This window comes from Embleya sp. NPDC059237, from assembly GCF_042754105.1.
In the GTDB taxonomy this organism is placed as follows: domain Bacteria; phylum Actinomycetota; class Actinomycetes; order Streptomycetales; family Streptomycetaceae; genus Embleya.
Genome location: NZ_JBHZAE010000002.1, coordinates 561,798 through 585,483, shown reverse-complemented (window position 1 = coordinate 585,483; position 23,686 = coordinate 561,798). Strand labels below are relative to the sequence as shown.

22 protein-coding genes are annotated in these 23,686 nt (G+C 71.9%); 12 read left to right on the top strand and 10 right to left on the bottom strand.

The window, feature by feature from the left end; translation table 11 throughout:
• Positions 1 to 59 precede the first annotated feature (59 nt).
• Positions 60 to 3,611, top strand: coding sequence for a BTAD domain-containing putative transcriptional regulator (locus ACFXKZ_RS09365; protein ID WP_379998182.1), 3,552 nt, complete (start codon positions 60 to 62; stop codon positions 3,609 to 3,611).
• Positions 3,612 to 3,664: 53 nt separating this feature from the next.
• On the top strand, positions 3,665 to 4,252 hold the full coding sequence (locus ACFXKZ_RS09360; RefSeq protein WP_379998180.1) for a hypothetical protein: 588 nt from the start codon (positions 3,665 to 3,667) through the stop codon (positions 4,250 to 4,252).
• 217 nt (positions 4,253 to 4,469) lie between these two features.
• On the opposite strand, the gene ACFXKZ_RS09355 is transcribed toward ACFXKZ_RS09360, so the two are convergent.
• The 4 genes from ACFXKZ_RS09355 to ACFXKZ_RS09340 form a co-directional block, all read right to left on the bottom strand.
• Positions 4,470 to 6,242, bottom strand: a complete 1,773-nt coding sequence (locus ACFXKZ_RS09355) for a GMC oxidoreductase (protein ID WP_379998178.1) — start codon at positions 6,240 to 6,242, stop codon at positions 4,470 to 4,472.
• 166 nt (positions 6,243 to 6,408) lie between these two features.
• The gene (locus ACFXKZ_RS09350; RefSeq protein WP_379998176.1) at positions 6,409 to 6,648 is read right to left on the bottom strand and encodes a DUF5302 domain-containing protein; all 240 of its coding nucleotides are present in this window, start codon (positions 6,646 to 6,648) and stop codon (positions 6,409 to 6,411) included.
• Positions 6,649 to 6,775: 127 nt separating this feature from the next.
• On the bottom strand, positions 6,776 to 7,504 hold the full coding sequence (locus ACFXKZ_RS09345) for a TetR/AcrR family transcriptional regulator (protein ID WP_379998174.1): 729 nt from the start codon (positions 7,502 to 7,504) through the stop codon (positions 6,776 to 6,778).
• Positions 7,505 to 7,599: 95 nt separating this feature from the next.
• On the bottom strand, positions 7,600 to 9,234 hold the full coding sequence (locus ACFXKZ_RS09340) for an MFS transporter (RefSeq protein ID WP_379998172.1): 1,635 nt from the start codon (positions 9,232 to 9,234) through the stop codon (positions 7,600 to 7,602).
• A 229-nt stretch (positions 9,235 to 9,463) separates the two neighbouring features.
• Here ACFXKZ_RS09340 and ACFXKZ_RS09335 point away from each other — a divergent pair, with 229 nt between their 5' ends.
• The gene (locus ACFXKZ_RS09335; RefSeq protein WP_379998170.1) at positions 9,464 to 10,243 is read left to right on the top strand and encodes an SDR family NAD(P)-dependent oxidoreductase; all 780 of its coding nucleotides are present in this window, start codon (positions 9,464 to 9,466) and stop codon (positions 10,241 to 10,243) included.
• 104 nt (positions 10,244 to 10,347) lie between these two features.
• Here the strand turns inward: ACFXKZ_RS09335 and ACFXKZ_RS09330 are convergent, their stop codons facing one another.
• The gene (locus ACFXKZ_RS09330; protein ID WP_379998168.1) at positions 10,348 to 11,052 is read right to left on the bottom strand and encodes a hypothetical protein; all 705 of its coding nucleotides are present in this window, start codon (positions 11,050 to 11,052) and stop codon (positions 10,348 to 10,350) included.
• Between the two features lie 332 nt (positions 11,053 to 11,384).
• Between ACFXKZ_RS09330 and ACFXKZ_RS09325 the strand changes: the two genes are divergently transcribed.
• From ACFXKZ_RS09325 to ACFXKZ_RS09315, 3 genes are all read left to right on the top strand, one after another.
• Entirely contained in the window at positions 11,385 to 11,606 is a 222-nt protein-coding gene (locus ACFXKZ_RS09325) for a hypothetical protein (RefSeq protein ID WP_026218929.1), read from the top strand.
• A 289-nt stretch (positions 11,607 to 11,895) separates the two neighbouring features.
• Positions 11,896 to 13,722 (top strand): 2-isopropylmalate synthase, encoded by a 1,827-nt coding sequence (leuA, locus tag ACFXKZ_RS09320; RefSeq protein WP_379998166.1) that lies wholly within the window; start codon positions 11,896 to 11,898, stop codon positions 13,720 to 13,722.
• Between the two features lie 51 nt (positions 13,723 to 13,773).
• Positions 13,774 to 14,466, top strand: coding sequence for a FadR/GntR family transcriptional regulator (locus ACFXKZ_RS09315; RefSeq protein ID WP_379998164.1), 693 nt, complete (start codon positions 13,774 to 13,776; stop codon positions 14,464 to 14,466).
• A 232-nt stretch (positions 14,467 to 14,698) separates the two neighbouring features.
• On the opposite strand, the gene ACFXKZ_RS09310 is transcribed toward ACFXKZ_RS09315, so the two are convergent.
• Positions 14,699 to 15,094, bottom strand: a complete 396-nt coding sequence (locus ACFXKZ_RS09310; RefSeq protein WP_379998162.1) for a hypothetical protein — start codon at positions 15,092 to 15,094, stop codon at positions 14,699 to 14,701.
• A 20-nt stretch (positions 15,095 to 15,114) separates the two neighbouring features.
• Here ACFXKZ_RS09310 and ACFXKZ_RS09305 point away from each other — a divergent pair, with 20 nt between their 5' ends.
• The 3 genes from ACFXKZ_RS09305 (at position 15,115) to ACFXKZ_RS09295 (ending at position 17,468) form a co-directional block, all read left to right on the top strand.
• Positions 15,115 to 16,227 (top strand): LLM class flavin-dependent oxidoreductase, encoded by a 1,113-nt coding sequence (locus tag ACFXKZ_RS09305; RefSeq protein WP_379998160.1) that lies wholly within the window; start codon positions 15,115 to 15,117, stop codon positions 16,225 to 16,227.
• 43 nt (positions 16,228 to 16,270) lie between these two features.
• Positions 16,271 to 16,924 carry an FMN reductase gene (locus ACFXKZ_RS09300; protein WP_379998158.1) on the top strand — a complete coding sequence of 218 codons (654 nt, stop codon included), beginning with the start codon at positions 16,271 to 16,273 and terminating at the stop codon, positions 16,922 to 16,924.
• Between the two features lie 172 nt (positions 16,925 to 17,096).
• On the top strand, positions 17,097 to 17,468 hold the full coding sequence (locus tag ACFXKZ_RS09295) for an OsmC family protein (protein ID WP_379998156.1): 372 nt from the start codon (positions 17,097 to 17,099) through the stop codon (positions 17,466 to 17,468).
• Positions 17,469 to 17,512: 44 nt separating this feature from the next.
• On the opposite strand, the gene ACFXKZ_RS09290 is transcribed toward ACFXKZ_RS09295, so the two are convergent.
• Both ACFXKZ_RS09290 and ACFXKZ_RS09285 read right to left on the bottom strand, forming a co-directional pair.
• Positions 17,513 to 18,154 (bottom strand): GNAT family N-acetyltransferase, encoded by a 642-nt coding sequence (locus ACFXKZ_RS09290; protein ID WP_379998154.1) that lies wholly within the window; start codon positions 18,152 to 18,154, stop codon positions 17,513 to 17,515.
• Between the two features lie 43 nt (positions 18,155 to 18,197).
• Entirely contained in the window at positions 18,198 to 18,830 is a 633-nt protein-coding gene (locus ACFXKZ_RS09285; RefSeq protein WP_379998151.1) for a TetR/AcrR family transcriptional regulator, read from the bottom strand.
• Positions 18,831 to 18,991: 161 nt separating this feature from the next.
• On the opposite strand from ACFXKZ_RS09285, the gene ACFXKZ_RS09280 reads away from it, so the two are divergent.
• The 3 genes from ACFXKZ_RS09280 (at position 18,992) to ACFXKZ_RS09270 (ending at position 21,819) form a co-directional block, all read left to right on the top strand.
• Complete coding sequence (locus ACFXKZ_RS09280) at positions 18,992 to 20,215, top strand: acyl-CoA dehydrogenase family protein (RefSeq protein WP_379998148.1); 1,224 nt, start codon at positions 18,992 to 18,994, stop codon at positions 20,213 to 20,215.
• 66 nt (positions 20,216 to 20,281) lie between these two features.
• A complete protein-coding gene (locus ACFXKZ_RS09275) occupies positions 20,282 to 21,037 on the top strand; it encodes an SDR family oxidoreductase (RefSeq protein WP_379998146.1) in 756 nt (251 codons plus the stop codon).
• Complete coding sequence (locus tag ACFXKZ_RS09270; protein WP_379998143.1) at positions 21,034 to 21,819, top strand: SDR family oxidoreductase; 786 nt, start codon at positions 21,034 to 21,036, stop codon at positions 21,817 to 21,819. The genes ACFXKZ_RS09275 and ACFXKZ_RS09270 overlap by 4 nt, the downstream gene beginning before the upstream one ends.
• Positions 21,820 to 21,856: 37 nt before the next feature.
• Here the strand turns inward: ACFXKZ_RS09270 and ACFXKZ_RS09265 are convergent, their stop codons facing one another.
• Together ACFXKZ_RS09265 and ACFXKZ_RS09260 are read right to left on the bottom strand one after the other, a co-directional pair.
• Positions 21,857 to 22,408 (bottom strand): hypothetical protein, encoded by a 552-nt coding sequence (locus tag ACFXKZ_RS09265; RefSeq protein ID WP_379998141.1) that lies wholly within the window; start codon positions 22,406 to 22,408, stop codon positions 21,857 to 21,859.
• Between the two features lie 77 nt (positions 22,409 to 22,485).
• On the bottom strand, positions 22,486 to 23,574 hold the full coding sequence (locus ACFXKZ_RS09260; protein ID WP_379998686.1) for a methyltransferase domain-containing protein: 1,089 nt from the start codon (positions 23,572 to 23,574) through the stop codon (positions 22,486 to 22,488).
• Positions 23,575 to 23,686: the final 112 nt, after the last annotated feature.

Here is a 23,686-nt window from a genome sequence, read left to right as displayed (position 1 = left end):
CCAGGACCGGTACGGGTGGTCGCCGGGGCGGACATCGACGAATTCGGGTTGGGGTTGGAATGGTGTACCTGCGCGTGCTCGGCCCGTTCGAGGCCGAGGTGGCGGACGTGACCGTGCCCCTGGGCGGTCCGCGGCAGCGTGCGGTACTCGCGCTCCTGACGGTCGCGCGCGGCCGGGTGGTGTCGATCGACCGCATGGTCGAGGACCTGTGGCGCGGCGAGCCGCCCACGCAGGCGGTCACCTCGCTCCAGGCGTACGTGTCCAACCTGCGCCGGCTGCTCGAACCCGGTCGGCCGCGCCGGGCACCGGCCACGATCCTGGTCAGCGCGGCGCCCGGCTACGCACTGCGACTGCCGGACGACGCGGTGGACGCGTGGCGCTTCGAACGCCTGCTCCACACCGCGCGCGAGCGGGTCGAGGCCGATCCCGCCGAGGCCCGCAAGCTGGTCGAAACGGCGCTGGCGCTGTGGCGCGGACCGGCCTTCGCTGCCGCCTCGGACGAGCCGTGGGCCGTCGCCGAGGCCGCGCGACTGGACGAACTACACCTGAGCGCGCGCGAATTGCACATCACCGCCGGCCTGCGCACCGGCGACCCCGCGGACGCGGCGGTCGACGCCGAACGCCTCACCCGCGAGGCCCCGCTGCGCGAGGAGGGCTGGCGGCTGCACGCACTGGCGCTGTGGGCGAGCCACCGCCAGGCCGACGCCCTGGCCACCCTCCGGCGGGCCCGCGCGGTGCTGGCGGACGACGTCGGCCTGGACCCGGGGCCGGCGTTGACGGAGGTCGAGGAGGCGATCCTGGGGCAGCGGATGGAGGTGCTGCGGGCGGCGGTGGGGTCGGGGGGTGAGGGCTTCGGTGTCGGCGAATCGGTGGAAGCCGGGGCTGGGACCGGGGCCGGGACCGGCTTCGCGTCCACTCCTCGACCCGGTCCGGGCTCCGGGGGCGGTTTTGGCCTCGGCTTCGATCCCGGCTCCGAGATGCGTTCCGGCTTCGGTTCCGAGGTCGGGTCCGGTTTCGGTTCCGAGGTCGCTTCCGATCCCGGCTCGGGTCCCGGCGAGACCTTCGTCGGGCGGGACGAGGAGTTGGCCGCGTTGCTTCGGGCGGCTCGGGAGGCCGCGGCAGGCGGGGTTCGGGCCGCGTTGGTCACCGGTGAGGCCGGACTGGGGAAGTCCGCGCTGTTGGGCCGACTCGGTGCGGAACTGCAGCGGGACGGCGGGCTCGTGGCCACCGGGCGCTGCCCCGAGGTCGACGGTGCGCCGCCCGCGTGGGCCTGGGTCGAGGCCCTGCGCGCGGTCGCCGCGATCGAGCCGCCGCCGGACGAACTCCTCGACGCGCTCGCGCCGTTGCTGGCCGACGATGCGGCCGGCGGGCCCGGTCCCGACACCTCGGCAGGGCGATTCCGGTTGCACCGCGCGGTCTGGGCCTGGCTGACGGATGTCGCCCGACGCCGACCGCTGACCGTCGTGCTCGACGACCTGCACCGGGCCGACGCCGAGACCCTGGCTCTGCTCGCCGCCGGCGTCCGAGCGGAGGCCGGGACGACGGGGGCGGCCGACGGAAAGCAGGCGCCGGTACGGCTGTTCGTCGTCGCCGCCTATCGGCCCGACGAGGTCGACGGCAGGTTGACCGAGACGCTGGCGGATCTCGCCCGCCGGTCGCCGGTGCGGCTCGCGCTGGGTGGGCTGTCGGCCGACGCCGCCGCCCGCGTGGTGGCCTCGGTGTCGCAGACCGCCGTCGACGCCGCCACCCTCACCGCGCTGGCCGAGCGTACCGGCGGCAACCCCTTCTATCTCCGGGAGAGCGCCCGCTTGTTGGACAGCGAGGGCGCCCTCGTCGCGCTGTCGGACGTCCCCGAGGGGGTTCGCGACGTGCTGCGCCGCCGGCTGGCACGGCTGCCCGATCCCGCCGTCGCCGTCCTGCGCCTGGCCTCGATCGTCGGGCGTGAGGCGGACGTGGACGTCCTGGTCGACGCGGCCGAGGTGGACGAGGGCGGCGTGCTGGACGCGCTCGACGCCGGCCTGATCGCCGGCCTGCTCACCGAACCCGCCCCCGGCCGGGTCCGGTTCGTGCACGCGCTGGTCCGCGACACGATGGCCGCCGACCTCAGCGGCCTGCGCCGGACCCGGATGCACACCCGGATCGCCGCCGCCCTGGAACGACTCGGCACCCACGACGTGTCGGCCCTCGCCCACCACCACGGCCACGGCGTCGGCGCCGCCACCGCCGCCCGGGCCGTCGAAGTACACATCGCCGCCGCCGAGTTGGCCGAACGCCGCTTCGCCCACGACGCCGCCGTCGACCTGCTCACCCGCGCCCTGGAATGCCTGGACCGCGTCCCGGCGGCCATCCCCGGTGACCGGGACGCCGAACGGGCCGACCTGTACGGCCGGTTGTTGCGCGCTCGGGTCCGCGCCGGCGACGTCTCGGGCGCCCGGCGCACCCGGCAACTCGCCTTCGAGGCGGCCGAGGCGGCGGGCCGGGACGACCTCGTCGTCGCCGCGTTCACCGCCTGGACCGTGCCCACCCCGTGGCAGCGCCGGCCGTACGGGGTCCTGGACGAGCCCGTCGTGGCGGCGCTGCGCCGCTTGTCGGCCCGTACCGATTCGCCCCCGGAGATCCGCTGCCGGCTGTTGGAGGCATACGCGTCCGAGGTGTCCGAGGAAAACATTGTCCCCGATCCGCGCGCGCTCGCCGAGGAGGCCGTGGCGCTCGCCCGCGAACTCGGCGATCCCGACCTGCGCGGCCTGACCCTGGCCACGCTGGCGGCCAATCTGGGCCGGCTGTCGGAGCAGGCCGCCCGGGACGCGGCGGCGACCGAACTCCGGGACCTGGCCGACGAATACGACCTGCCCGTCTACGGCTGGTACGCCCGGTTCAACCTGGCCACGACGGCGGCCGACCGCAACGACCCCGCGACCGCGCGGCGCCTGGTCGAGGAGAGCGCGGCGATCGCCGAGGCGTACCGGATGCCCGAGGCGATCGGCGTCGGCGCCCTCGCACAAGCCACCCTCGCGCACATCGCGGGCCGCCACGAGGAGGCCGAGGAGCGCTATCACCGGGCCATCGAGCCGATGATCGCCCAGGGTTCGCCGCACGCGTTCGGGTTCCGGTGGGTGGCCGTGTCCACGATCCGGCTCGGGCAGGGTCGGATCGGCGAACTCGCCGAAGAGGCACCGCAGATGCTGGCGACGTTCGGCCCGTTCGCGGCGGATCTGTGTGCGCTCGCGATGGCCGCCGCCGGCCGGATCGACGAGGCCCGCGCGATGCGGGCGCTGAACGAGCCGATCCGCCCGGACTTCTTCCACACCCCGATGTCCGTGCTTCGCGCGACGGCGGCGATCGCCCTCGACGAACGAGAGGAGGCCGCCGCGCTCTACCCGACCCTGTTCCCCCTGGCCGAAGCACCCCCAGCCTGCGCGGGACTGTCCATCGCGATCCGCCCCCCGGCCCTGACCCTGGGCGAACTGGCCCGCTTCCTGGGCCGAGAACAGGAAGCAACCGAACACTTCACCCGCGCCGCCGCCATCGCCGACACGTGGGGAGCGAACGACTGGGCATACCAGGCACGTTCGGCTCTGGGCCGGCCCGAAGAACGGTCATCCACCGGCTGACCCGCCCCGGCTGCCGGCAGAATCCGAAGTCCTGTCGACGGGGGAGGACCAGGATGTCGGATTCGGAAGGGCTGCCCGCGGAAGACGAGCGACCCGCGCTCGGCGATGCGCAGACGCGCGTGTCGGTGGAGTGGCAACGGCGTCGGCAACGCCGCTTGGACGCGGCGATGTTGTTCGGCGTGGCGGCGCTTGTGACGTTGACCGTCGTCTTCCGCGACTCGTTCGGCGCGTTCTTCGCCCTGGGCGGGATTCCGGTATACCTCGGCATCCTGCTGTCCCGCCGTCACGCCTCGGTTCGCGCCGCGGAGCGGATACTGCGCGAATACCCGTGGCGTCGCTACGGCTACCGCCTGGAGCGACAGGGCAAGGGCGTGCGCGCCACGCTTCGGCTCGTGCTGCTCGATCCGGTGACCAAGCGTGCGATCGGCTCGTATGTCGGGGGTGCGCGGTACCTGTTCGACGCGGCCGGCAACCCCCTGAGCGAACTGGTGCTGTTCGCGGGCAATCCCGTCTACGGCGGCGTCCTGCGGCTGCCCGACGGCGCGGAGTTCAACGTGATCAAGCGGGTCAAGATCCCCCGCCACACCGACACCGAGGAGGAGGCGGCCAGGGCCCGCCGCGCCCGCATCGCCCGCGGCTGACCCGGCCGCGGCCCACCGGTGCCGCGTCAGGGCGAGGCCGAGCCGCTCGTCCCGTACCCACGCAAGAATCCTGTCGCGATCCATGTCCGGCTCTCCTCGGGTCGTGTCGTCTCGTTCGGCGCGTACACCGACACGACGAACGCACGACGCCCGGATCGACAGCCCGCGGGGAGTTCTTTTTCGCAGCCCGCTGCCCCGCCCGCTGCCCGACCCGCCGTCAGTCCTTCGTCGGCCGAGGGCCCGAGCGGATCTCCACGATCGGCAGTCGCAAGGCCGCCGGGGCGTCTGCCGGGACCGTCGGGGACACCGGTGCGGTGTACGGGACTTGGCGGTAGGGCTCGCCCGAATCCGGTCGTTTGTCGGGCTCGCCGCGGTTGGGCCACATGGCCGTCGCGCGTTCGGCCTGGGCGGTGATGGTCAGCGACGGGTTCACGCCGAGGTTGGCGCTGACCGCCGAGCCGTCGAGGACGTGCAGACCCGGGTGGCCGTAGATGCGCTGGTACGGGTCCACCACGCCCGTGGCCGGCGAGTCGCCGATGACGCAACCACCCAGGATGTGCGCGGTCATCGGGACGTTGGCCAGGTCGCCCCACGAGCCGCCGGCCACGCCGCCGAGGCGGGTCGCGATACGGCGCACCGCCTCGTGGCCGGCCGGGATCCAGTTCGGGTTGGGCTCGCCGTGGCCCTGGCGTGTGGTGATCCGGGTGCGGCCGAACAGGCCCCGCTTCCGGTACACCGTCAGCGAGTTGTCCCGGGACTGCATGATCAGGGCGATCACCGCGCGTTCGGACCACTTGCGTACGCTCAGGAATTTCAGCTTGGCCGGGTCGCGCACCACCGTGCCGAGCAACTGCCGTACCCGGGGCCGGTCCCCGTCGGTCAGGAACGTCTGCAACAGCCCCATCGCGTTCGAGCCCTTGCCGTAGCGGACCGGTTCGATGTGGGTGTCCGCGTCCGGGTGCCACGAGGACGTGATGGCCACCCCGCGCGTCGCGTCGATCACCCCGGTCGTCGGCGCGACCGCGCCCACCAGGGCCTCCGAGTTGGTTCGGGTCAACCGGCCGAGCGTAGGGGACAGGCGCGGGAGCGTACCGTCCGCCGCCATCCGGTGCAGCAGCCGCTGGGTGCCGAGCGTGCCGGCGGCGAACACGACCTGCTCGGCGGTCCAGGTACGCGGCGCGCGGGCGGTCGTGGGCGGCCCGCTGCGGATCGTCTCCACCGCGTAGGCGCCGGGCGCTCCGTCCGGACCCGCGGCCAGCGGGCGCACCCGGCGCACGGTGCGCTCCGCGTGTACCTCCGCGCCCGCCCGCTCGGCCAGGTGGAGGTAGTTCTTGAGCAGCGTGTTCTTCGCCCCGACCCGGCACCCCGTCATGCACGAGCCGCACTCGGTGCACGTGGTCCGGCTCGGGCCCACCCCGCCGAAGTACGGATCCGGCACCTCCTCGCCGGGCCGTTGCCCCTCCTCGGGGAACAGCACGCCGACCGGTGCGAGATGGAACGAGTCGCCCACGCCCATGTCCTCGGCGACGGCCTTCATGTGCTCGTCGGCGGGCGTCATGTGCGGGTTGCGCACCACGCCGAGCATACGTTCGGCCTGGGCGTAGAACGGCGCGAGTTCGGCGCGCCAGTCGGTGATGTGGCCCCACTGCGGATCGTCGAAGAACGGCTGGGGCGGCTGGTACAGGGTGTTCGCGTAGTTCAGCGAGCCGCCGCCCACGCCCGCCCCGGCCAACACCACCACGTCCTTGAGCACATGGATGCGCTGGATGCCGGTCAACCCGATCGCCGGCGCCCACAGGAAGTCGCGGGCCTGCCACGACGTCTTGGGGAAGTCCGCGTCGGCGAACCGTCGGCCGGCTTCGAGTACGCCGACCCGGTAGCCCTTCTCGGTCAGCCGCAGCGCCGCGACCGAGCCGCCGAATCCGGAGCCGATGACCAGAACGTCGTAGTCGAACACGAGGGGACCCTTCGCCGGGCGGGCAGTAGGCATGCCGTGAAATCTCGCGATCCCGGCGATCCTACTCCCCGGTAACCCGGCGAAGGCAGCCCCTCGACGAGCCGACCCGTGTGTGGACCCGTGTGTCCGGTCGGGTGGCGACCCGTGCGTCGAGCCCGTGTGTCGACCCGTGCCCGACGCGGTTCGGGGGTGGGTCGATTCAGCCGCTCTTGCGCCGGAACGAGCGCTGTTGTGCCGCAGGCCCGTGCGCACCGTGGATCTTCGAACCGTCGCCACCGGGGTTCTCACCGGCGCCGTCGGTCTTGGTGCCGCGCTTGCGGGCCAGTGCCTCGCGGAACTTGCGCTTGGTCTCGTCCTCGGCGCTTTCGGGCTCGGCGGCTTCGCCGGCCTCGGGGGCCGTCTCCTCGGGTGTCTCGTTCGCGGGTGTCTCGTCAGCCATGGTGCGTTCCTGCTCTCGAACTGGATGCGATCCGTGAGGACCACCCTTCCATGTCGAGGCCCGCGATGGCACGCCCGGTTGCGGTAACGGCCACAACGGCGGTCGATTCGGACCGTGACGGACCGGTTCAGCCCACCTGGGTGACCTGCGCCGTTCGGATGACCAGGGTGTCGATGAACGTGTCCAGTTCCGGCCACTCGAAGACCGGCGCGGTCATCCGCAGCAGCACCGCGCCGTGCATCGCGGCCCAGACCGCCAGCGCGTCCTGGAACGGGTCGGTGCCGGCGGCCTGGCCGGCCGCCTGGGTCCGGGCGATCGCGTCGATGAGGGTCTGGAAGACGTCCATGCGGCTGGGCAGCCTGGGCAGCGGCGGGGGTGCGACCGGTGCCTCGGGCGGGTTCGGCGCGTCCGGTGCCTCCGACACCTCCGATGCCTCTGGTGCCGGGCGCATCCGGTGGAACAGTGCCCGATAGCGGCCCGGGCGCTCCATCGCGAACCGGGCGTAGGCGCGGCAGCCCGCGAGCAGCGAGCGGGCCTGCGTGTCCTCGGCCCCCGAGGCGGCCAGGATGGCGGCGCGCAGGTCGTCGAAGTAGCCGTTGAGGACCGTGTCGAGGATGTCGTCCAGATCGGTGAAGTGCGCGTAGATCGACGGCGCGGTGATCGCGGCCTCCCGGGCGATCCGGCGCAGCGTCACGTCGCCGGAGTGGCCGTCGCGCTCGATCAGGTCGGTCGCCGCGGCGAGGATGTCGTCGCGGAGCAGCGCCCCTTGGCCGCGGCGATTGCGTCGGCGATTCGGCCCGTGGTCGTCGTCCATGGCGCTCAGCGTACGAGGCGTGGAAACGGCGTTGTTCGGCATGGGGCCTCCTCGGGGGTTCTCGACGGCGCATGGCATGACGCCCGCCACCCGGCGGCCGGCGGGGGCCGGTCGTCGGGTGGCGGGCTGAGGCTTCATCAGACGGTTTGTACCGCTTGGGCGTTGATCGGTTCGGCGGGGACGTCGACCGATTCGGCGGGCTTGCCGGCGGGGGCGGTGGCCTGTGCGGCCCGGCGGGGAAGGCCGAAGCCGACCAGCAGGACGCCGAGCGCGGCGACCGCGGCGGCGACGAGCGCGCCGTTGCTCATCGCGGTGGTGAAGGCGTGGTCGGCGGCGGAGGTGAGCCGGCCGGCCGCGTCCGGGGACAGGTGCTCGGCCACGACGTGGGCGCTGGGCAGGTCGTGCCCGGCGACGGCGGCGGGGCCGGTGAGGTGTTGATCGCCCATCTCGCTCCGGTAGTGCGAGGAGACCAGCGTGCCGACCACGGCGATGCCCAGTACGCCGCCGAGTTCGCGGACCACGCTGTTGAGCGCGCCGGCCATCGCGGAGAAGCGCGCCGGTACGGACGCGGTGATCTCCATGCTCGCGGGCGCCATCATCATTCCCATCCCGGCGCCCACCAGCATCATTTCGCCGGCGAGGGCGACGAACGGGGTGTCGGTGGCGGTGGTCAGGCCCATCACGCCCAGGCCGAGCGCGATCGCGCCGAGCCCGGTGGTGAGGGTGCCCCGAATGCCCAGTCGGGCGGTGACGATCGGCGACAGTCCGGACATCGCGGCCATCGCCGCGGCGAACGGCATCGCGCCGAGCCCGGCCTTCAGCGTGCTGTAGCCGTGGACGAGTTGGAAGTACTGGGAGAGTACGAACAGCGTGCCGAACAGGGCGAAGAAGGTGATCGCCAGGGTGCCGGCGGCGAGGACGAAGCCGCGGTTGGCGAACAGCCGTACCTGCACCATGGGTTCGTCCCGACGCAGTTCCCAGACGACGAACGCGGCGGCGACCACGACGAAGACGACGAGTTCGACGAGGGTGACGGCGTCGGTCCAGCCGCGTTCGGGCGCCTCGATGATCGCGTCGACCAGGATGCCGAGGCCGAGCACGGACAACACGGCGGCGGGCAGGTCGAGTCGGGCGGTGCCCTGGCGCGGGATGGTCGGGACGATCCGCAGGATGCCGACGAGCGCGGCGAGCACCAGCGGGACGTTGATCCAGAACGCGCTGGACCAGGAGAAGTGCATCAGCAGCGCGCCGCCGGTGACCGGGCCGATCAGCACCCCCACGCCGGCCGAGGCCGACCAGACGGCGAACGCCTTGGGGCGCTCGACGGGCGGGAACATCCGGATGATGATCGCGAGCGTCGCGGGCATCACGAAGGCCGCGCCCAGGCCCATCACCGCGCGCCAGGCGATCAGTTCGCCGGCGGTCGTGGACACCGCGGCGACGGCCGAGCCGCCGCCGAACAGGACCAGGCCGCCAAGGAGGGCGCGACGGGCGCCGAACCGGGCGCCGAGGCTGCCGGCGAGGAGCAGCAGGGCGGCGAAGACGAGGGTGTAGGCGTCGGTGATCCATTGGAGGTCGGCGGTCGACGCGTCCAGGCCCTTGGCCAGGGACGGCAGCGCGGTGTTGAGCACCGAGTTGTCCAGGGTCACCGCGACGAGGGTCGAGCACAACACGAGCAGTGCGGCCCACCGGCGGGGGTGCCCGGCGGGATCGGGAACGTCGGTCGGTGTCGGTGATGCGGTGGTGGTTCGGGTCGATGCGGTGCCGGTCACGAGCTGCCCCCATGGATTAACGCCTGTTTCCTTACGGCTGTAAATCTAGAGCTTCGACATACAGCTGTAAAGCCAAGGAATGGCAAAGTTGGTCGCCGTGCCGGACTCTTTCTGTAGCGATCGCTAATAAACCTGCGCTACGGTGCTGCCCGGCAAGATCTTTAGCGATTGCTAAAGAAATGCCGCCGAGAGAGACGTACGAAGCGGCACACACGAGAGGAAGGGCGCCATGTTGCGCACGCTCACCCACACGCTCACCGGCAAGACCGCACTCGTCACCGGGGCGAGCCGGGGGATCGGCCGCGCCGTCGCGGAGCGGCTGGCCGCGGACGGGGCGCTGGTCGCGGTGCACTACGGCCGGGACGAGTCGGCCGCCAAGGATGTGGTCGCGACGATCGAGGCGGCCGGCGGCCGGGCCTTCGCGGTGCGGGCCGAACTCGGCGTACCGGGCGACGTGGACACCGTCGTCGACGGACTGCGGGCCGGCTGGGCCGAGTTCGGGGCGGACGGCCTGGACGTCCTGGTGCACAACGCCGGCATCGGCTCGACCGGGCCGATCGAGGCGGAGACCGAGGCCGGCTACGACCGGGTGTTCGCGGTCAACACGCGGGCCCCCTTCTTCCTGACCCAGCGGGTGCTGCCGCTGCTGCGCGACGGCGGCCGGATCGTGACCGTCACCTCCGGGGCGACCCGGATCGCGTTCCCCGAGTCGATCGCGTACGCGATGACCAAGGGTGCCCTCGACACGTTCACCCTGGCCCTGGCCAAACACCTGGGCCCGCGCGGGATCACCGTCAACAACGTCGCCCCCGGCATCGTCGACACCGACGTCAACGCGTCCTGGCTGCGCGGGAACCCGCAGGCGCAGGCGCAGGCGGCGAGCCGCGCGGCGCTGGGCCGGGTCGGCCGCCCGGACGACATCGCCGACACGGTCGCTTTCCTCGCCTCCGACGCCGCCCGGTGGGTGACGGGTACGACGCTGGACGCCACGGGCGGGTCGGAGCTGTAACGGCGTGGCGGGGGCGGGCCGAACGGGGTGGCGTCCGGCTCCCGGTATGCCGGGCAACTGCCGCCCGGGGCCGCCGACTTCGGGGCCGCGATCGCCGCCGTCCGCTACAGGTCCCGCGTCACGCCCAGCGGAGCGCAGTGCAGGCTGCCGTGCGCGGCGGGGGCGGCGATCCAGCTGTCGGCGCTGACGAAGCCCCGCCCGCGCTGGTGTGCTTCGCGGGCCGGGGTCGGGTCGGCCCAGGTCACCGCGAGCGGGTCGTGCTCGACGTCCCACTTGGCCCCGCCGAGCGCGCGGTCGTCGGAGGAGGTCGCCTCGACATGGGTGAGCAGACCGGTCTCCGTGGCCAGCACGCCCGCGTGCCACAGCGTCACGCCCGCGTCGCTGTGCACGATCGCGGGCGGCGTGCGCAGGGTGAGCCCGGTGCCGTCGTGGCGTTCCGAGTCGAAGCGCAGCACCAGGCGGCGCGGGATGGTCGGCAACACCACGTCCAACACGAGGTCGCCGTCCGGGACATGGCCGAACAGACACGAGGTGAACCGGATCGGCCCGGCGGACAGGGTCGTGGCCAGCGCCGAGTGGGCGAACCGGTCGCCCGACCGGGTCACCGACACCCCGTACCGACCGAACACCTGCGGCGCGGGCGGGCGCGGGCCGGTCGGGCGGGCCAGGGTCTCCATGCCGATGGTCGTATACAGGCCGGCCGGCGTACGCAGGATCCCGCCATGGAAGACCCGGACCTCGTCGTGCGCGAGCAGGATCTCGGGCGGCCTGACCAGCTCGATGTCCACCGGGGCAGTGCTGTCGCTCATGTGGGCGACCCTATCGCCGGGGCCCCGCGAGACCCGGCGCCCCGCCGGCGGGCCCCGATACCCCGTGTCCCACCTCGGCGATCCGTTCGGGATTCCCCCGCTCGGCCCAATCGGGGGCTACGGGGCGTTGTACGCGAATCGCGTCCCGCGGATGCCGGCGGGCGGGTACCGCGTGACCTGCAGGAGCGGCGCCGAGGTGGCATTTCGATCCGGTTCGGCGGGCGCATAGGGGATTCGAGCCGCCATATCGTGGGGACACTTTCCGGTTACGGCTTCGCCTATACCGCCCCGGAACGCCCCACGCGTCACCCGACAGGCGCATACTGAGGGAGATGACGACCTCAGCCGTGACCCGGCGCATTCTGCCCACCAGTCCCTTCAATGTCCCGGTCGCTCCCATCATCGAGGATTTCGAACTCGGTGCTCGAGTGACGCACGATCAGTACGGACTCGGTCGGATCGTCGGTGTCGAAGAGGACATCGCGGTCACTGTCGACTTCGGATCGCGCCAGGAACGCATCTGCCGTCCCTACGCGAAGCTGAGCAATCTCTGAACCACACGACACCGTTTCGCACGTCCCGACACCACGCGGTCGGTACGAGGAGGCGCCCCCGGACAACCGGGTCGGCGCCTCCTTCGCGTTGTGGGCCGCGGCTTGATTCGGACCCTGCCATACACCAAGACATCAGGTTGTCAGACAAGTTGTGCTATCGTCCCGGATATGAAGCTGCGCGTGGTCCTTCTTCTCGGCCGCCGCGGCGGGGCCTGATCCGACCGGCACCCCGCCGCGGGGTTCGGTGTCGCCGGTCGACCCCTCCGAGCGGCGAGGACGATCCCGCACCATGACCGACCGTATGACCAACCACACCTTCCCCACCCTGCGCACCCCCGCGGGCCCGATCCCCGAGGGCCGCCCGCACTGGAACCGGCAACGTCCCGGCACGATGCCGCACCACCGCTACCGCCCGGCGCACGAGCGGGTCCGCGTCGATGTCGACCCGGCCCGGCGGAGTTGGCCGAACCATCGCATCGAGCAGGCGCCGCTGTGGGTCCCGGTGGACCTGCGCGACGGCAATCAGGCGCTGGCCGAGCCGATGGACCCCGTACGCAAACGCCGGATGTTCGATCTGCTGGTGGCGATGGGCTACAAGGAGATCGAGGTCGGCTACCCTTCGGCGAGCCGCGCCGACTTCGACTTCGTCCGGCATCTGGCGGAGAGCGACGCGGTCCCGGACGACGTCACCGTCGTGGTCTTCACCGCCGCGCGGACCGACCTGATCGAACGTACGCACCAATCGATCGAGGGCCTGCCGCACGCGGTCGTACACATGTACACCGCGACCGCGCCGACCTGGCGCGAGGTCGTACTCGGCCACGACCGGGCCGCGCTGCACGCGCTGATCCTGGCCGGCGCGAAGGACGTGGCGCGCGGGGCCGACGCGCGACCCGGGGCGGACATCCGGTTCCAGTTCTCGCCTGAGGTGTTCAACCTGACCGAACCCGACTACGTCCTGGAGGTGTGCGACAGCCTCACCGAACTGTGGGACGCGAGCCCGGATCGGCCGGTGATCCACAACCTGCCGGCCACGGTCGAGATCGCCACGCCGAACGTGTACGCGGATCAGATCGAGTACATGCACCGCCATCTGGCCCGCCGGGACGCGGTCGTGCTGTCCGTGCATCCGCACAACGACCGCGGGACGGGCGTCGCGTGCGCCGAGTTGGCGCTGCTCGCGGGGGCGCAGCGGATCGAGGGCTGCCTGTTCGGCAACGGCGAGCGGACCGGCAACGTGGACCTGGTCACGCTCGCGCTGAACCTGTACACGCAGGGAGTGGACCCGATGATCGACTTCTCCGACATCGACGAGATCCGGCGCACGGTGGAATACGCGAACCGGATCGATGTGCACGCCCGGCATCCGTACGGCGGGGACCTGGTCCACACCGCGTTCTCCGGAACGCATCAGGACGCGATCAGAAAGGGGTTCGCGCACCACACGCGCGAGGCCGCGCGGCTGGGGGTGGAGGAGGATCGGGCGCCGTGGAACCTGCCGTATCTGCCCATCGACCCCGCCGACGTCGGGCGCGACTACGAGGCGGTGATTCGGGTCAACAGCCAGTCCGGCAAGGGTGGCGTCGCCTACCTGATGCAGAGCGCACACGGCCTGGACCTGCCGCGTCGGCTCCAGATCGAGTTCTCCCGGGTGGTTCAGGAGGCCACCGACGACAGCGGCGAGGAGATCGGCGCGGGCGAGTTGGGGGCGCTGTTCGGGCGGGAGTATCTGGAGCGGCGTACGCCGGTGGAGATCACGGGGTGGCGCGCCGAGGAACCGGCGGCGGGGCGGCATCGATTCAGCGGGACGCTCGTCGGGTCGCCTTCGGGGTCACATGCGGGGTCGTCTTCGGGGTCGCGGGCGGTGGTCGGGGAAGGCAACGGGCCGCTGTCGGCCCTGACGGCAGCGCTGGGTACGGCCGGGATCCGGGTCGAGATCCTGGACTACGTCGAGCACTCGATCGGCGCGGGCGAGGATCGGCAGGCGGCGGCGTATGTCGAGTGCCGGGTGGACGGAGCGACCCGGTGGGGCGTGGGGATCGACACGTCGATCCTGGCGGCCTCGGTGCAGGCGACGTTGTCGGCGGTGAACCGGGCGCGGGTTGACGCGGGATAGGATTCATCAGACAACCTGAGATGCAGCAGCCATGACGTAAGGCGACACACGATGACGTTCGGCCCCCTGCGCCGCAACCCGCTGGTCGGCCAGGCGGCCGAACGGCTTCGGGACCAGATCGCCACCGGGCGCTGGCCGATCGGGACGAAACTGCCCGGCGAGGTGGCACTCGGCCGGGAACTCGGCATCGGCCGGTCGACGGTGCGGGAGGCGATCCGTGCGCTGGCCGGTGCCGGGTTGGTCGAGTCGCGTCAGGGGTCCGGCGTTTTCGTGATCGCGACCGAGCCGACGGAGGACCTGACCGCGCGGCTGCGGCGGGCGTCGGCGGTCGAGGTGTACGAGGTGCGCAACCTGATCGAGGTGCGGGCCGCGATGTTGGCGGCAGAGCGGCGCACGGACGAGGACTTGGCGGTACTGGACGCCCGACTGCGCGCGCGGGCTGCGGCGCTCGGCGACGACGAGGCGTACATCGATGCCGACATCGCGTTCCACGCGGCAATCGTGGCGGCGGCACACAACGAGGTGCTCACGGACTTGTTCGCGGTCTTCCAGGTGACCATGCGCCCCGGCCTCCTGGACCTCCTGGCCGCGATGGACGCACAGGGCCTGCGAGCAGCCGCACCCGACCCGGGAGCCGATGCCCACGCGGCCATGGTCGCCGCAATCCGAGCAGGCGACCCGGCAGCAGCCGGCCGGGTGACGGAGACGGAACTCGAGGTCAGCCTGCGAATCCTCCGCGACTAGACCTCGCCCCGGTGGCGTCCGTCGATCGAATCCGGGGCGGTCCACGGCGGCGACGGTTTTGGCAACCCGTGCCGGCGACGCGGCAGCGGACGGTCGCGTGGCCGGGGCGGATCCCGGGGGCGGGGTGCGGATCGTGCGCGAGTGGGCGCGTCCCGTGGCTTGCCGGCCCGGATCGTCCCGTGTCGGTTGCCGGGTGCATTGCCTCGGGGCGTTCCGGGGTCGAGGCTGCTGCTCATTCCGGGCGGTCGGCACTGTCCAGTACGTTCAGGGCCTTGTCGAGGCGGAGCTGCCTGGCCTCCGGGGTGAGGGCTTGGAGCAGCGGCAGGATCAGCAGGTAGCGCCCGGTTTTGTCGAGTGCTTCGAATCCGGCCGCCCCCGCCGCCCCCGCCGCCCGCCGCGCCTGCCCGCTGTGCCTGCACCGACTACCCGCCCCCGCCCGCGCTCGCTCCCGCCCGTCCGCGCCCGCCCCCGTCCGCGCGCCCGCCGCCCCGTCCGCGCCCGCCGCCGTCCGCGCGCCCGCCGCCCCGTCCGCGCCCGCCGCCCCCGCTGCGCCCGGCTGTGCGGGGGTGCGGGTGGGTGGGAATACCCGGCGTGGGATTCTGCTTGGACGGGGTGATTGAGAGTTCAACTACTGAGAGAGTGGTCATCGTGCAGTTCGGGATCTTCACCGTCGGTGACGTCACCGTCGACCCCACGACCGGTCGGGAGCCGACCGAGCACGAGCGGATCAAGGCGATGGTGGCCATCGCGCTCAAGGCCGAAGAGATCGGCATGGACGTGTTCGCCACCGGTGAGCACCACAATCCGCCGTTCGTGCCGTCCTCGCCGACCACGATGCTCGGCTACATCGCCGCGCGGACCGAGCGGATCATCCTCTCCACGTCCACGACGCTGATCACCACCAACGACCCGGTGAAGATCGCCGAGGACTACGCGATGCTCCAGCACCTGGCCGACGGCCGGGTGGACCTGATGATGGGGCGCGGCAATACCGGGCCGGTGTACCCGTGGTTCGGCCAGGACATCCGTCAGGGCATTCCGCTGGCGATCGAGAACTACGCGCTGCTCCACGAGCTGTGGCGCAAGGAAGTGGTGGACTGGGAGGGTCGTTTCCGTACCCCGCTGCAGAGCTTCACGTCGACGCCGCGCCCGCTGGACGGCGTGCCGCCGTTCGTCTGGCACGGGTCGATCCGCAGCCCGGAGATCGCCGAGCAGGCGGCCTACTACGGCGACGGGTTCTTCGCCAACAACATCTTCTGGCCGCGCGACCACTTCGTGCGCCTGATCAACCTCTACCGGGACCGCTTCGAGCACTACGGGCACGGTACGCGCGACCAGGCCATCGTCGGCGTCGGCGGACAGATCTTCATGCGGCGCAACTCGCAGGAGGCGGTACGCGAGTTCCGGCCCTACTTCGACAACGCGCCGGTGTACGGGCACGGTCCGTCGTTGGAGGAGTTCACCGACCAGACGCCGCTGACCGTGGGCAGCCCGCAGGAGGTCATCGACAAGACGCTGACCTTCCGCGACTCGTTCGGCGACTACCAGCGCCAGCTGTTCCTGATGGACCACGCGGGCCTGCCGCTGAAGACCGTGCTCGAACAGCTCGACCTGTTCGGCGAGGAGGTACTGCCGGTGCTGCGCAAGGAGTTCGCCGCCCGACGCCCGGCCGGGGTGCCGGACGGCCCCACTCACGCGGCGCTGGTCGCCCGGCGCGACGCGGCGGCGGTGCCGGCCGATGCCGTCCCGCAGACGTCCTGACGGCAGCGAACCCACCGGTGTGGAAAGGGAGAAGGTAACAGTGATGGCAGAACCGCTGAAGCTCGTCGTCGTCTCGGCCGGACTCGGCAAACCGTCGTCCACCCGGCTGCTCGGCGACCGGCTCGCCGAGGCGACCCGCCGGCGACTGGACGAGCGGGAGGTCGCGGTCGAGGCGCACACGATCGAACTGCGCGATCTCGCCGTGGACATCGCGCACAACCTGGTCACCGGCTTCCCGCCGCCCGGGTTGCGGGCCGCGATCGACACGGTGGTCGCGGCCGATGCGCTGGTCGTGGTCTCGCCGATCTTCAGCGCGTCCTACAGCGGGCTGTTCAAGTCGTTCTTCGACGTCTTGGACAACACCGCGCTGATCGGAAAGCCGGTGCTGATCGCGGCGACCGGCGGCACGGCGCGGCACTCGCTCGCCCTGGAGCACGCGCTGCGCCCGCTGTTCGCCTATCTGCGGGCCACGGTCGTACCGACCTCGGTGTTCGTGGCCACCGACGAATGGGGTACGGCGGCCGGGGAAGGCGTCGAGGGAGTGGGCACGCGGATCGCTCGCGCAGGCGGCGAACTGGCCGACTTGGTGGTCGGGTTGCCGCCACACCCGGCGACTCGGCCGGCGTCCTCCGCGACCGACGCGATCGACGAAGTCGTGCCATTCGCCGAGCAGTTGGCGGCGCTCGGACGGGGCTGAGCGGGCCCTGACAGGGCAGCCGGCGACGGGGTGGGCCCGTCGCCGGCCGCCGGTCGAATCCGGCGCACGCCGATGGGCGGTCCATCATTCGGAATCCCGTTCTCGGTATGTGGTCTTGTCGTTACCCTCCTGATCCTGATCGGTTTCCGACGGAGAGTTGGGTGCGAGGCACATGATCGAGGCGACGGCGTTGCCGACTCCCTGGCAGGTCAGGTTTGGGACCGACGACAACGAGGGCATGGCCGACACCCTCAAGGGCGGCATCGGCGGCTCGGCCGGGATGCGGCCGCACGAACTGCTGGAGGCGGCACTGGCCACGTGCATGGCCATCTCCGCGCGCATGGCCCTGGCGGACCTGGGCGTCGACGACGCCGACGTGGACGTGCGCGTGCACCTGGAGCGCGGTGAGGCGCAGACCCGGTTCCGGTACGAACTCGTGCTGGACCCGGCCATGGAGGCCCACCGGGAAGCGGTCATGGAGCGCGTCGAACGCTCGCCCGTACGCTCCACGCTGAGCAAGCAGCTGGTCTTCGACCCCGCCTGAGTGCCGGCCCGACCAGCGCCGCACCGGCCGTCGCCGCCGGAAGGCTATGCGCCGAACATGTCCCGGCAGGCGTCCAGGCCCGTGACCTCGACCGGGGTGGTGCGATGCGCCGACCACGCCTCGCGGGTCAGCCGCAGGCGTTGGAAGGGGCGAGGCGCACCGTCGTGCGGCAGGACGTCGATGCCGTCGTCGACGTAGCCCAGGCGGCGCGAGACCGCCAGCGACGGAGCGTTGTCGAACAGGGCGGCCGAGATCGCCCATCGTGCGCCCAGGCCGGTGAAGGCCAGTTCCAACAACCCCGCGCGCATCTCGGTGCCGAATCCCTGCCCCTGGTGGGCCAGGCCCAGCCACGAGCCCGAGCCGATCTCGCGCCGGTGGGCGAAGTCCTTGGCGCTGCCCTCCTGGGTGCCGATCACCCGGCCCTCGTGCACGACGGCAAGCAGCAGGCGCCAGTCGTCCGGCTGCCAGTTGGCCCACGTACTCCAGTAGAAGCGCAGCGCGTTCCGGGCCTTGGCCGGTTGCGGCTCGCGCGTCCACGGCCGGCTGAACGGCATGTAGTCGGGAGCGTGCACACCCTTCTCGGCCAGTTCCACCAGCGCCACCAGGTCGTCCTGGGTCGCCGGGCGCAGTTCCAGTCTGGGCGTGGTCACGCGGATGCCGAATACCGGCCAATGATCGGTGAGCATGTTCGATTGTGGGCGCTGCCGCGACGCCGATGCCACGGGATTTTCAGCGCGCCGCCGTCGGCGCCAGCCCGTGCAGCAGCAGGTCGGCGAACGCGTCGCCGACCTCGCGCGGCGACATCGGCCCGTCGAACTGGTACCAGCTGTTCAGGTGGTGCACGCCGCCGAAGAAGTTGTGCGTGGCGATGTCTGCCGACACGTCTCGGCGCAACAGGCCCTCGCGCTGGCCCTGTTCGATCAGTGCGCGGAACCGCTCGTGGTAGCGCCGACGTTCGGCCCGGATCTCGGCGCTCTTGTCGGGCGCGAGCAGGTGCATCGAGCGGAAGTAGACCACCGCGTCGTCGATGTTGCCGAGGGTGGTGACCACCACGTCGGCGGCGGCCTCGCGCAGTCGGTCGAGCACCGGCTCGGCTCCGTCGGCGATGGTGTTCAGGCGTTTGGTCTGCATCGCCAGCATGCGGTGGTAGATCTCGACGAGGAGGTCGTCCTTGGACGCGTAGTAGTGGTACATCGCACCCTTGGTGACCCCCGCGGCGGCCACGATCTCCTGGACCGAGGTGCTCTCGAAGCCGCGCTCGGCGAACATCCGCGAGGCGATGCGCACCAACCGCTGCGGCAGCGACGCCCCGTCGGCGTCGGACTCGACCGGCGCCGCGTTTCCGCGACCTCTTGCCGCCATGATGTTCAACCTTTCGCGGGAGCGTACGCACGCCAGTCTAGCCAAGATACCGACCGGTCGGTACCGTGAATCGGGCGCGTCGTGTTCCGTGCACGCCTCGCGAAAACCCTACGGACTCGACGCCGTCGACTCGGGAACGACCCAGGAGGAGGTACACGCCGGTGGACTTCGGCTACGACGCCCGGACCGAGGAACTGCGCGAGCGGCTGCTCGCGTTCATGACCGAACACGTCTACCCCGCCGAGGCCGTGTTCGACGAACAGGTGGCCGCTCCGGGCGCCGACCCGTGGGGCCGCCCGCCGGTGCTGGCGGAGCTGAAGGCCGAGGCGCGCAAACGCGGCCTGTGGAACCTGTTCCTGCCGGGTGAGGAGGGCGCGGGGCTGACCAACCTGCAATACGCACCGCTGGCCGAGATCGCCGGGCGCAGTCCGCACCTGGCCCCGGAGGCGCTTAACTGCGCCGCGCCGGACACCGGCAACATGGAGCTGCTGCACGACTTCGGCACCCCGGAGCAGCGCGAGCGTTGGCTGCGGCCACTGCTCGACGGCACCATCCGCTCGGCGTTCTGCATGACCGAACCCGACGTGGCCTCCTCCGACGCCACCAACATCACCACGAGCATCGTGCGCGACGGCGACGACTACGTGATCAACGGCCGCAAGTGGTGGTCCTCCGGGGCGATGGCGCCCACCTGCGAGATCCTGGTCGTGATGGGTCGTACCGACCCCGACGCGCCGCGTCACCGCCGGCAGAGCATGATCCTGGTGCCGCGCGACACCCCGGGGGTGGACATCCGTCGCGGGATGCACGTCTTCGGCTACACCGACGGCCCGCACGGCGGACACGCCGAGGTGGTCTTCGAGGACGTACGGGTGCCCGCGACCAACCTCGTCGGCAACGCCGGCGACGGCTTCGCGATCGCCCAGGCCCGGCTGGGCCCCGGGCGGATCCACCACTGCATGCGGCTGATCGGGATGGCCGAGCGCGGCCTGGAACTGATGTGCCGTCGGGTACTGGCGCGCGAGGCGTTCGGCGGGCCGCTGGCCGAGCAGGGCGTGATCCAGGAGTGGATCGCCGAATCCCGGGTGCGGATCGAGCAGTTGCGGCTGCTCGTGCTGAAGACCGCGTGGCTGATGGACACCGTCGGCAACCGCGGCGCGCACCGCGAGATCCAGTCGATCAAGATCGCCACGCCGAGCACCGTGGAATGGATCCTGGACAAGGCCATCCAGGCGCACGGCGCCGGCGGCCTGTCCCAGGACTTCGTCCTCGCCTCGTTGTGGACGCACGCCCGCACACTGCGCCTGGCCGACGGACCGGACGAGGTACATCGTCGTTCGCTCGCCCACCGCGAACTCAAGCCCTACCGAGACGCGGACCAGTGAACCGCGCACCCCGTTGACGCGGACCATGACCCGCGCACCCCGTTCCGACCGAGAGGCAGCCGCCCAGTGACCGACACCTCCCGCCCCGTAGCCATCGTCACCGGCGCCAGCCGCGGCATCGGCCTGGGCATCGCCCAGGCGCTGGTCGCGCGCGGCGACCGGGTCTGCGTGACCGCGCGCGGCGCGGACACCCTGGCCGAGGTGGTCGCCTCGCTCGGTGGCCCGGAGCATGCCATCGGCGTCGCGGGCAAGGCGCACGACCCGGCCCACCAGGACGCCGCCGTGGCCGCGACCCTGGAGGCGTTCGGCCGGATCGACATGCTGGTCAACAACGCCGGGATCAACCCCGTCTACGGCCCGCTGGTCGAACTCGACCTCGACGCCGGGCGCAAGATCCTGGAGGTCAACCTGCTCGCCGCGCTGGCCTGGACCCAGCGGGTGCACAAGGCGTGGCTGGGCGAACACGGCGGTGCCATCGTCAACGTGTCCTCGATGGCCGGCGAGCGGCCCGCGCAGGGGATCGGGTTCTACGGCGTGAGCAAGGCCGCGCTGACCCACCTGACCGCGCAGCTCGCGAGCGAACTCGGGCCGCGCGTACGAGTGAACGCGGTCGCGCCGGCCGTGGTCAAGACCGTCTTCGCGACCGCGCTGTACGAGGGTCGCGAGGAGGAGGTCGCGGCGGCGTACCCGATGGGGCGACTCGGCGTGCCCGAGGACGTGGCCGGCGCGGTGGCGTTCCTGCTGTCCGAGCAGGCGGGGTGGATCACCGGCCAGACGCTGCTGGTCGACGGCGGCGTGAGCCTGTCCGGCGGTGTGGGGTGACGGTGCTCGCGGGGGCGGGCGTGGTGGTCACCGGGGGCGGCGCGGGGATCGGCGCGGCCCTGGCCCGCCGCTTCGCCGCCGCCGGTGCGCGGGTGGTGGTCAACGACCTCGACCCGGACGCGTGCCACGCGGTGGCCGCCGACATCGACGCCGTCGCGCTGCCGGGCGACGCGGCCACGGAGGCGGGCGTCGCGGCGCTGGTCTCCGGGGCCCGGGCGGCGCTCGGCGAGGTCGACATCTACTGCGCCAACGCCGGCGTCGGTGCGGGTGTCGGCCTGGACGCGCCCGAGGAGGCGTGGGAGCAGTCCTGGGACGTCAACGTGATGGCGCACGTACGCGCCGCGCGACTGCTCACCCCGGCCTGGCTGGCGCGCGGTCGCGGCCACCTGGTCACCACGGTCTCCGCCGCCGGGCTCCTCACCATGTTGGACGCGTCGGCGTACGCGGTCACCAAACACGCGGCGTACGCGTTCGCCGAGTGGATGGCGATCACGTACGGCGCCAAGGGCATCACGGTCCAGGCGATCTGCCCTCGGGGCGTGCGTACGGCCCTCCTGGACGCCTCCGGCCCGGCCGCCCGCCTGCTCCTGGACGACGACGCCGTGGAGCCGGAGCACGTCGCCGACATGGTGGTCGACGCGGTCGCGGCGGGCGCCCCGTTCCTGATCCTGCCCCACCCGGACGTGGCCCCGATGTACGCGGGCCGCGCCGCCGACCCGGACCGCTGGCTGACCGGCATGCGCAAACTCCAGGCCAGGTTGGACCGGGCCCGACAGGACTGAAGCCCCCGCCCATCCCATCGGAGGAACGGCCGCGGACTCAACCTGAGTTCGGGCGCCACGCCTTCGGCGCGAGGCTCTTCGGGTCGAGGTCGGGCACCGGGCTGCGCTCGGTGCCCGAGTGCGGTTTCCTCGGGTCGGCTTTCGCGGGAACGTGCGACACGATCATCCACCGATCGCGCGAACGGCTCCAGACGATCTGTTCGTCGACGCGCACCCACGAGGACGTGGCGGCGGCGAATGCCTTGATCCTGACGTCGTACAGGTCGACGGAGACCGGCTGATCCCACGTGTAGGTGACGTCCCGCCACTGCTGCCGGCCGTGCTCGCTCATCCGCAACTCGGCGTCCTGTCTGCCCCGGTCGCCGCCGATGTCGAGATGTCGGGCCAACTTCGGTACGTCGCCCGCGTTGAGCAATGCGACATAGCCGTCCAGGTACTTCCGCAGTCGTCCCTCGCCCGGTGTGGAGTCCTGCTCCGCGGAGCTTGACGCCGCACCGCCGCCGCAACCCGCCGAGACAATCGCGAGCAGCACCCCCAGCGTGACGGCCGCGACCTTCCGCGGCACGGGCGCCGCAACACGAACGGCCAATGGTCCCCCTCCCGTTCACCGGGGGGCCTTTCCATCAAACGCTGCCGACAACCATTTCTCCGGCCCGGCGCTCGGCCTCAGGCCACGAGCAGACGCAGGCCCAGTTCCGCCGCGTCGAGGTCGGCCAAGTCGCCGTTGCGCTCGGACCACCGGCCGGAGGCGAGGTCGTGGCGGAGCCGGTCCACCGCCCGCTGTTCGGCCCCCGGTCCGACGCGGGTCCACAGCGAGATCGCGCGGCGCACGGGTTCGTCCAGGTACGCCTCGGGACGGCGCCAGTACGCCTCGAAGAAGCCGTCGGCGCAATCCCACGGGATGAGCACCGGCTCCAGGCGGGCGCCGATCGTGCCGGCCAACCGCTGCACCGAGGGCCGGCCGGCGACGAGTCCGGTGACCTCGGGCAGATACTCGCGGATGAGCCAGAACCGGTCCCGCCACGCGGTGTCGTGGGCATCGTGCGTGAACACCACCACGCGCCGGGCCACTCGCCGCATCTCGCGCAGCCCGGCGATCGGGTCCCGCCAGTGGTGGATGGTGCTGAACGCCATGGCCGCGTCGAAGGACTGGTCCGGGAACGGGAGGCTCTCCGCTTCGGCCGCCACGCACGGGGCCGCGCCCGCGGGACGCTGCGCCCGCATGACCGCCGACGGCTCCACCGCGGTCACGTCGCGGTCCGGGGGTTCGTACGAGCCGGTGCCGGCGCCGACGTTCAGGACGGTTCGGGCGTCGCCGAGTGCTTCCCAGACCCGCGCGGCGATGCGCGGCTCGGTGCGGCGCGTCACCGGGTACGCGGATCCGATCGTGTCGTACAACTGTGCGCCGAATACCTTCAGCTGGTCCTCCGAGGTGGTTCTGATGCCCATTGCCCGTGCCTCCAGTTCCGTGTCGATGGCCGTCACCATGGCGGTGGCCCGGTCGCGCTGTTCCAGCAGCAGACCGCGCAATCGGCGCAGGTGCGCGACCGCGTCGGTGTCGGGGTCGTCGACCAGATCCGCGATCTCGCGCAGCCCGAAGCCGAGTCGCCGATAGGCGAGCACCTCCCGCAACCGCTCCACGTCCCCGGCGGCGTACGCCCGGTACCCGGCCGCCGTCCGCGCGGACGGCCGCACAAGTCCGATCTCGTCGTAGTGATGCAACGTCCGGACGCTCACACAGGCCAACTCGGCCACACGCCCCACAGTCAGGTGCTCCTCCACACCCCCGACAATGCGCCATGACGCCACGTGAGGGTCAAGCACCTCGCCGCCGGCGTCGCGCGTTGCCGACCCGCCCGTATCGGGG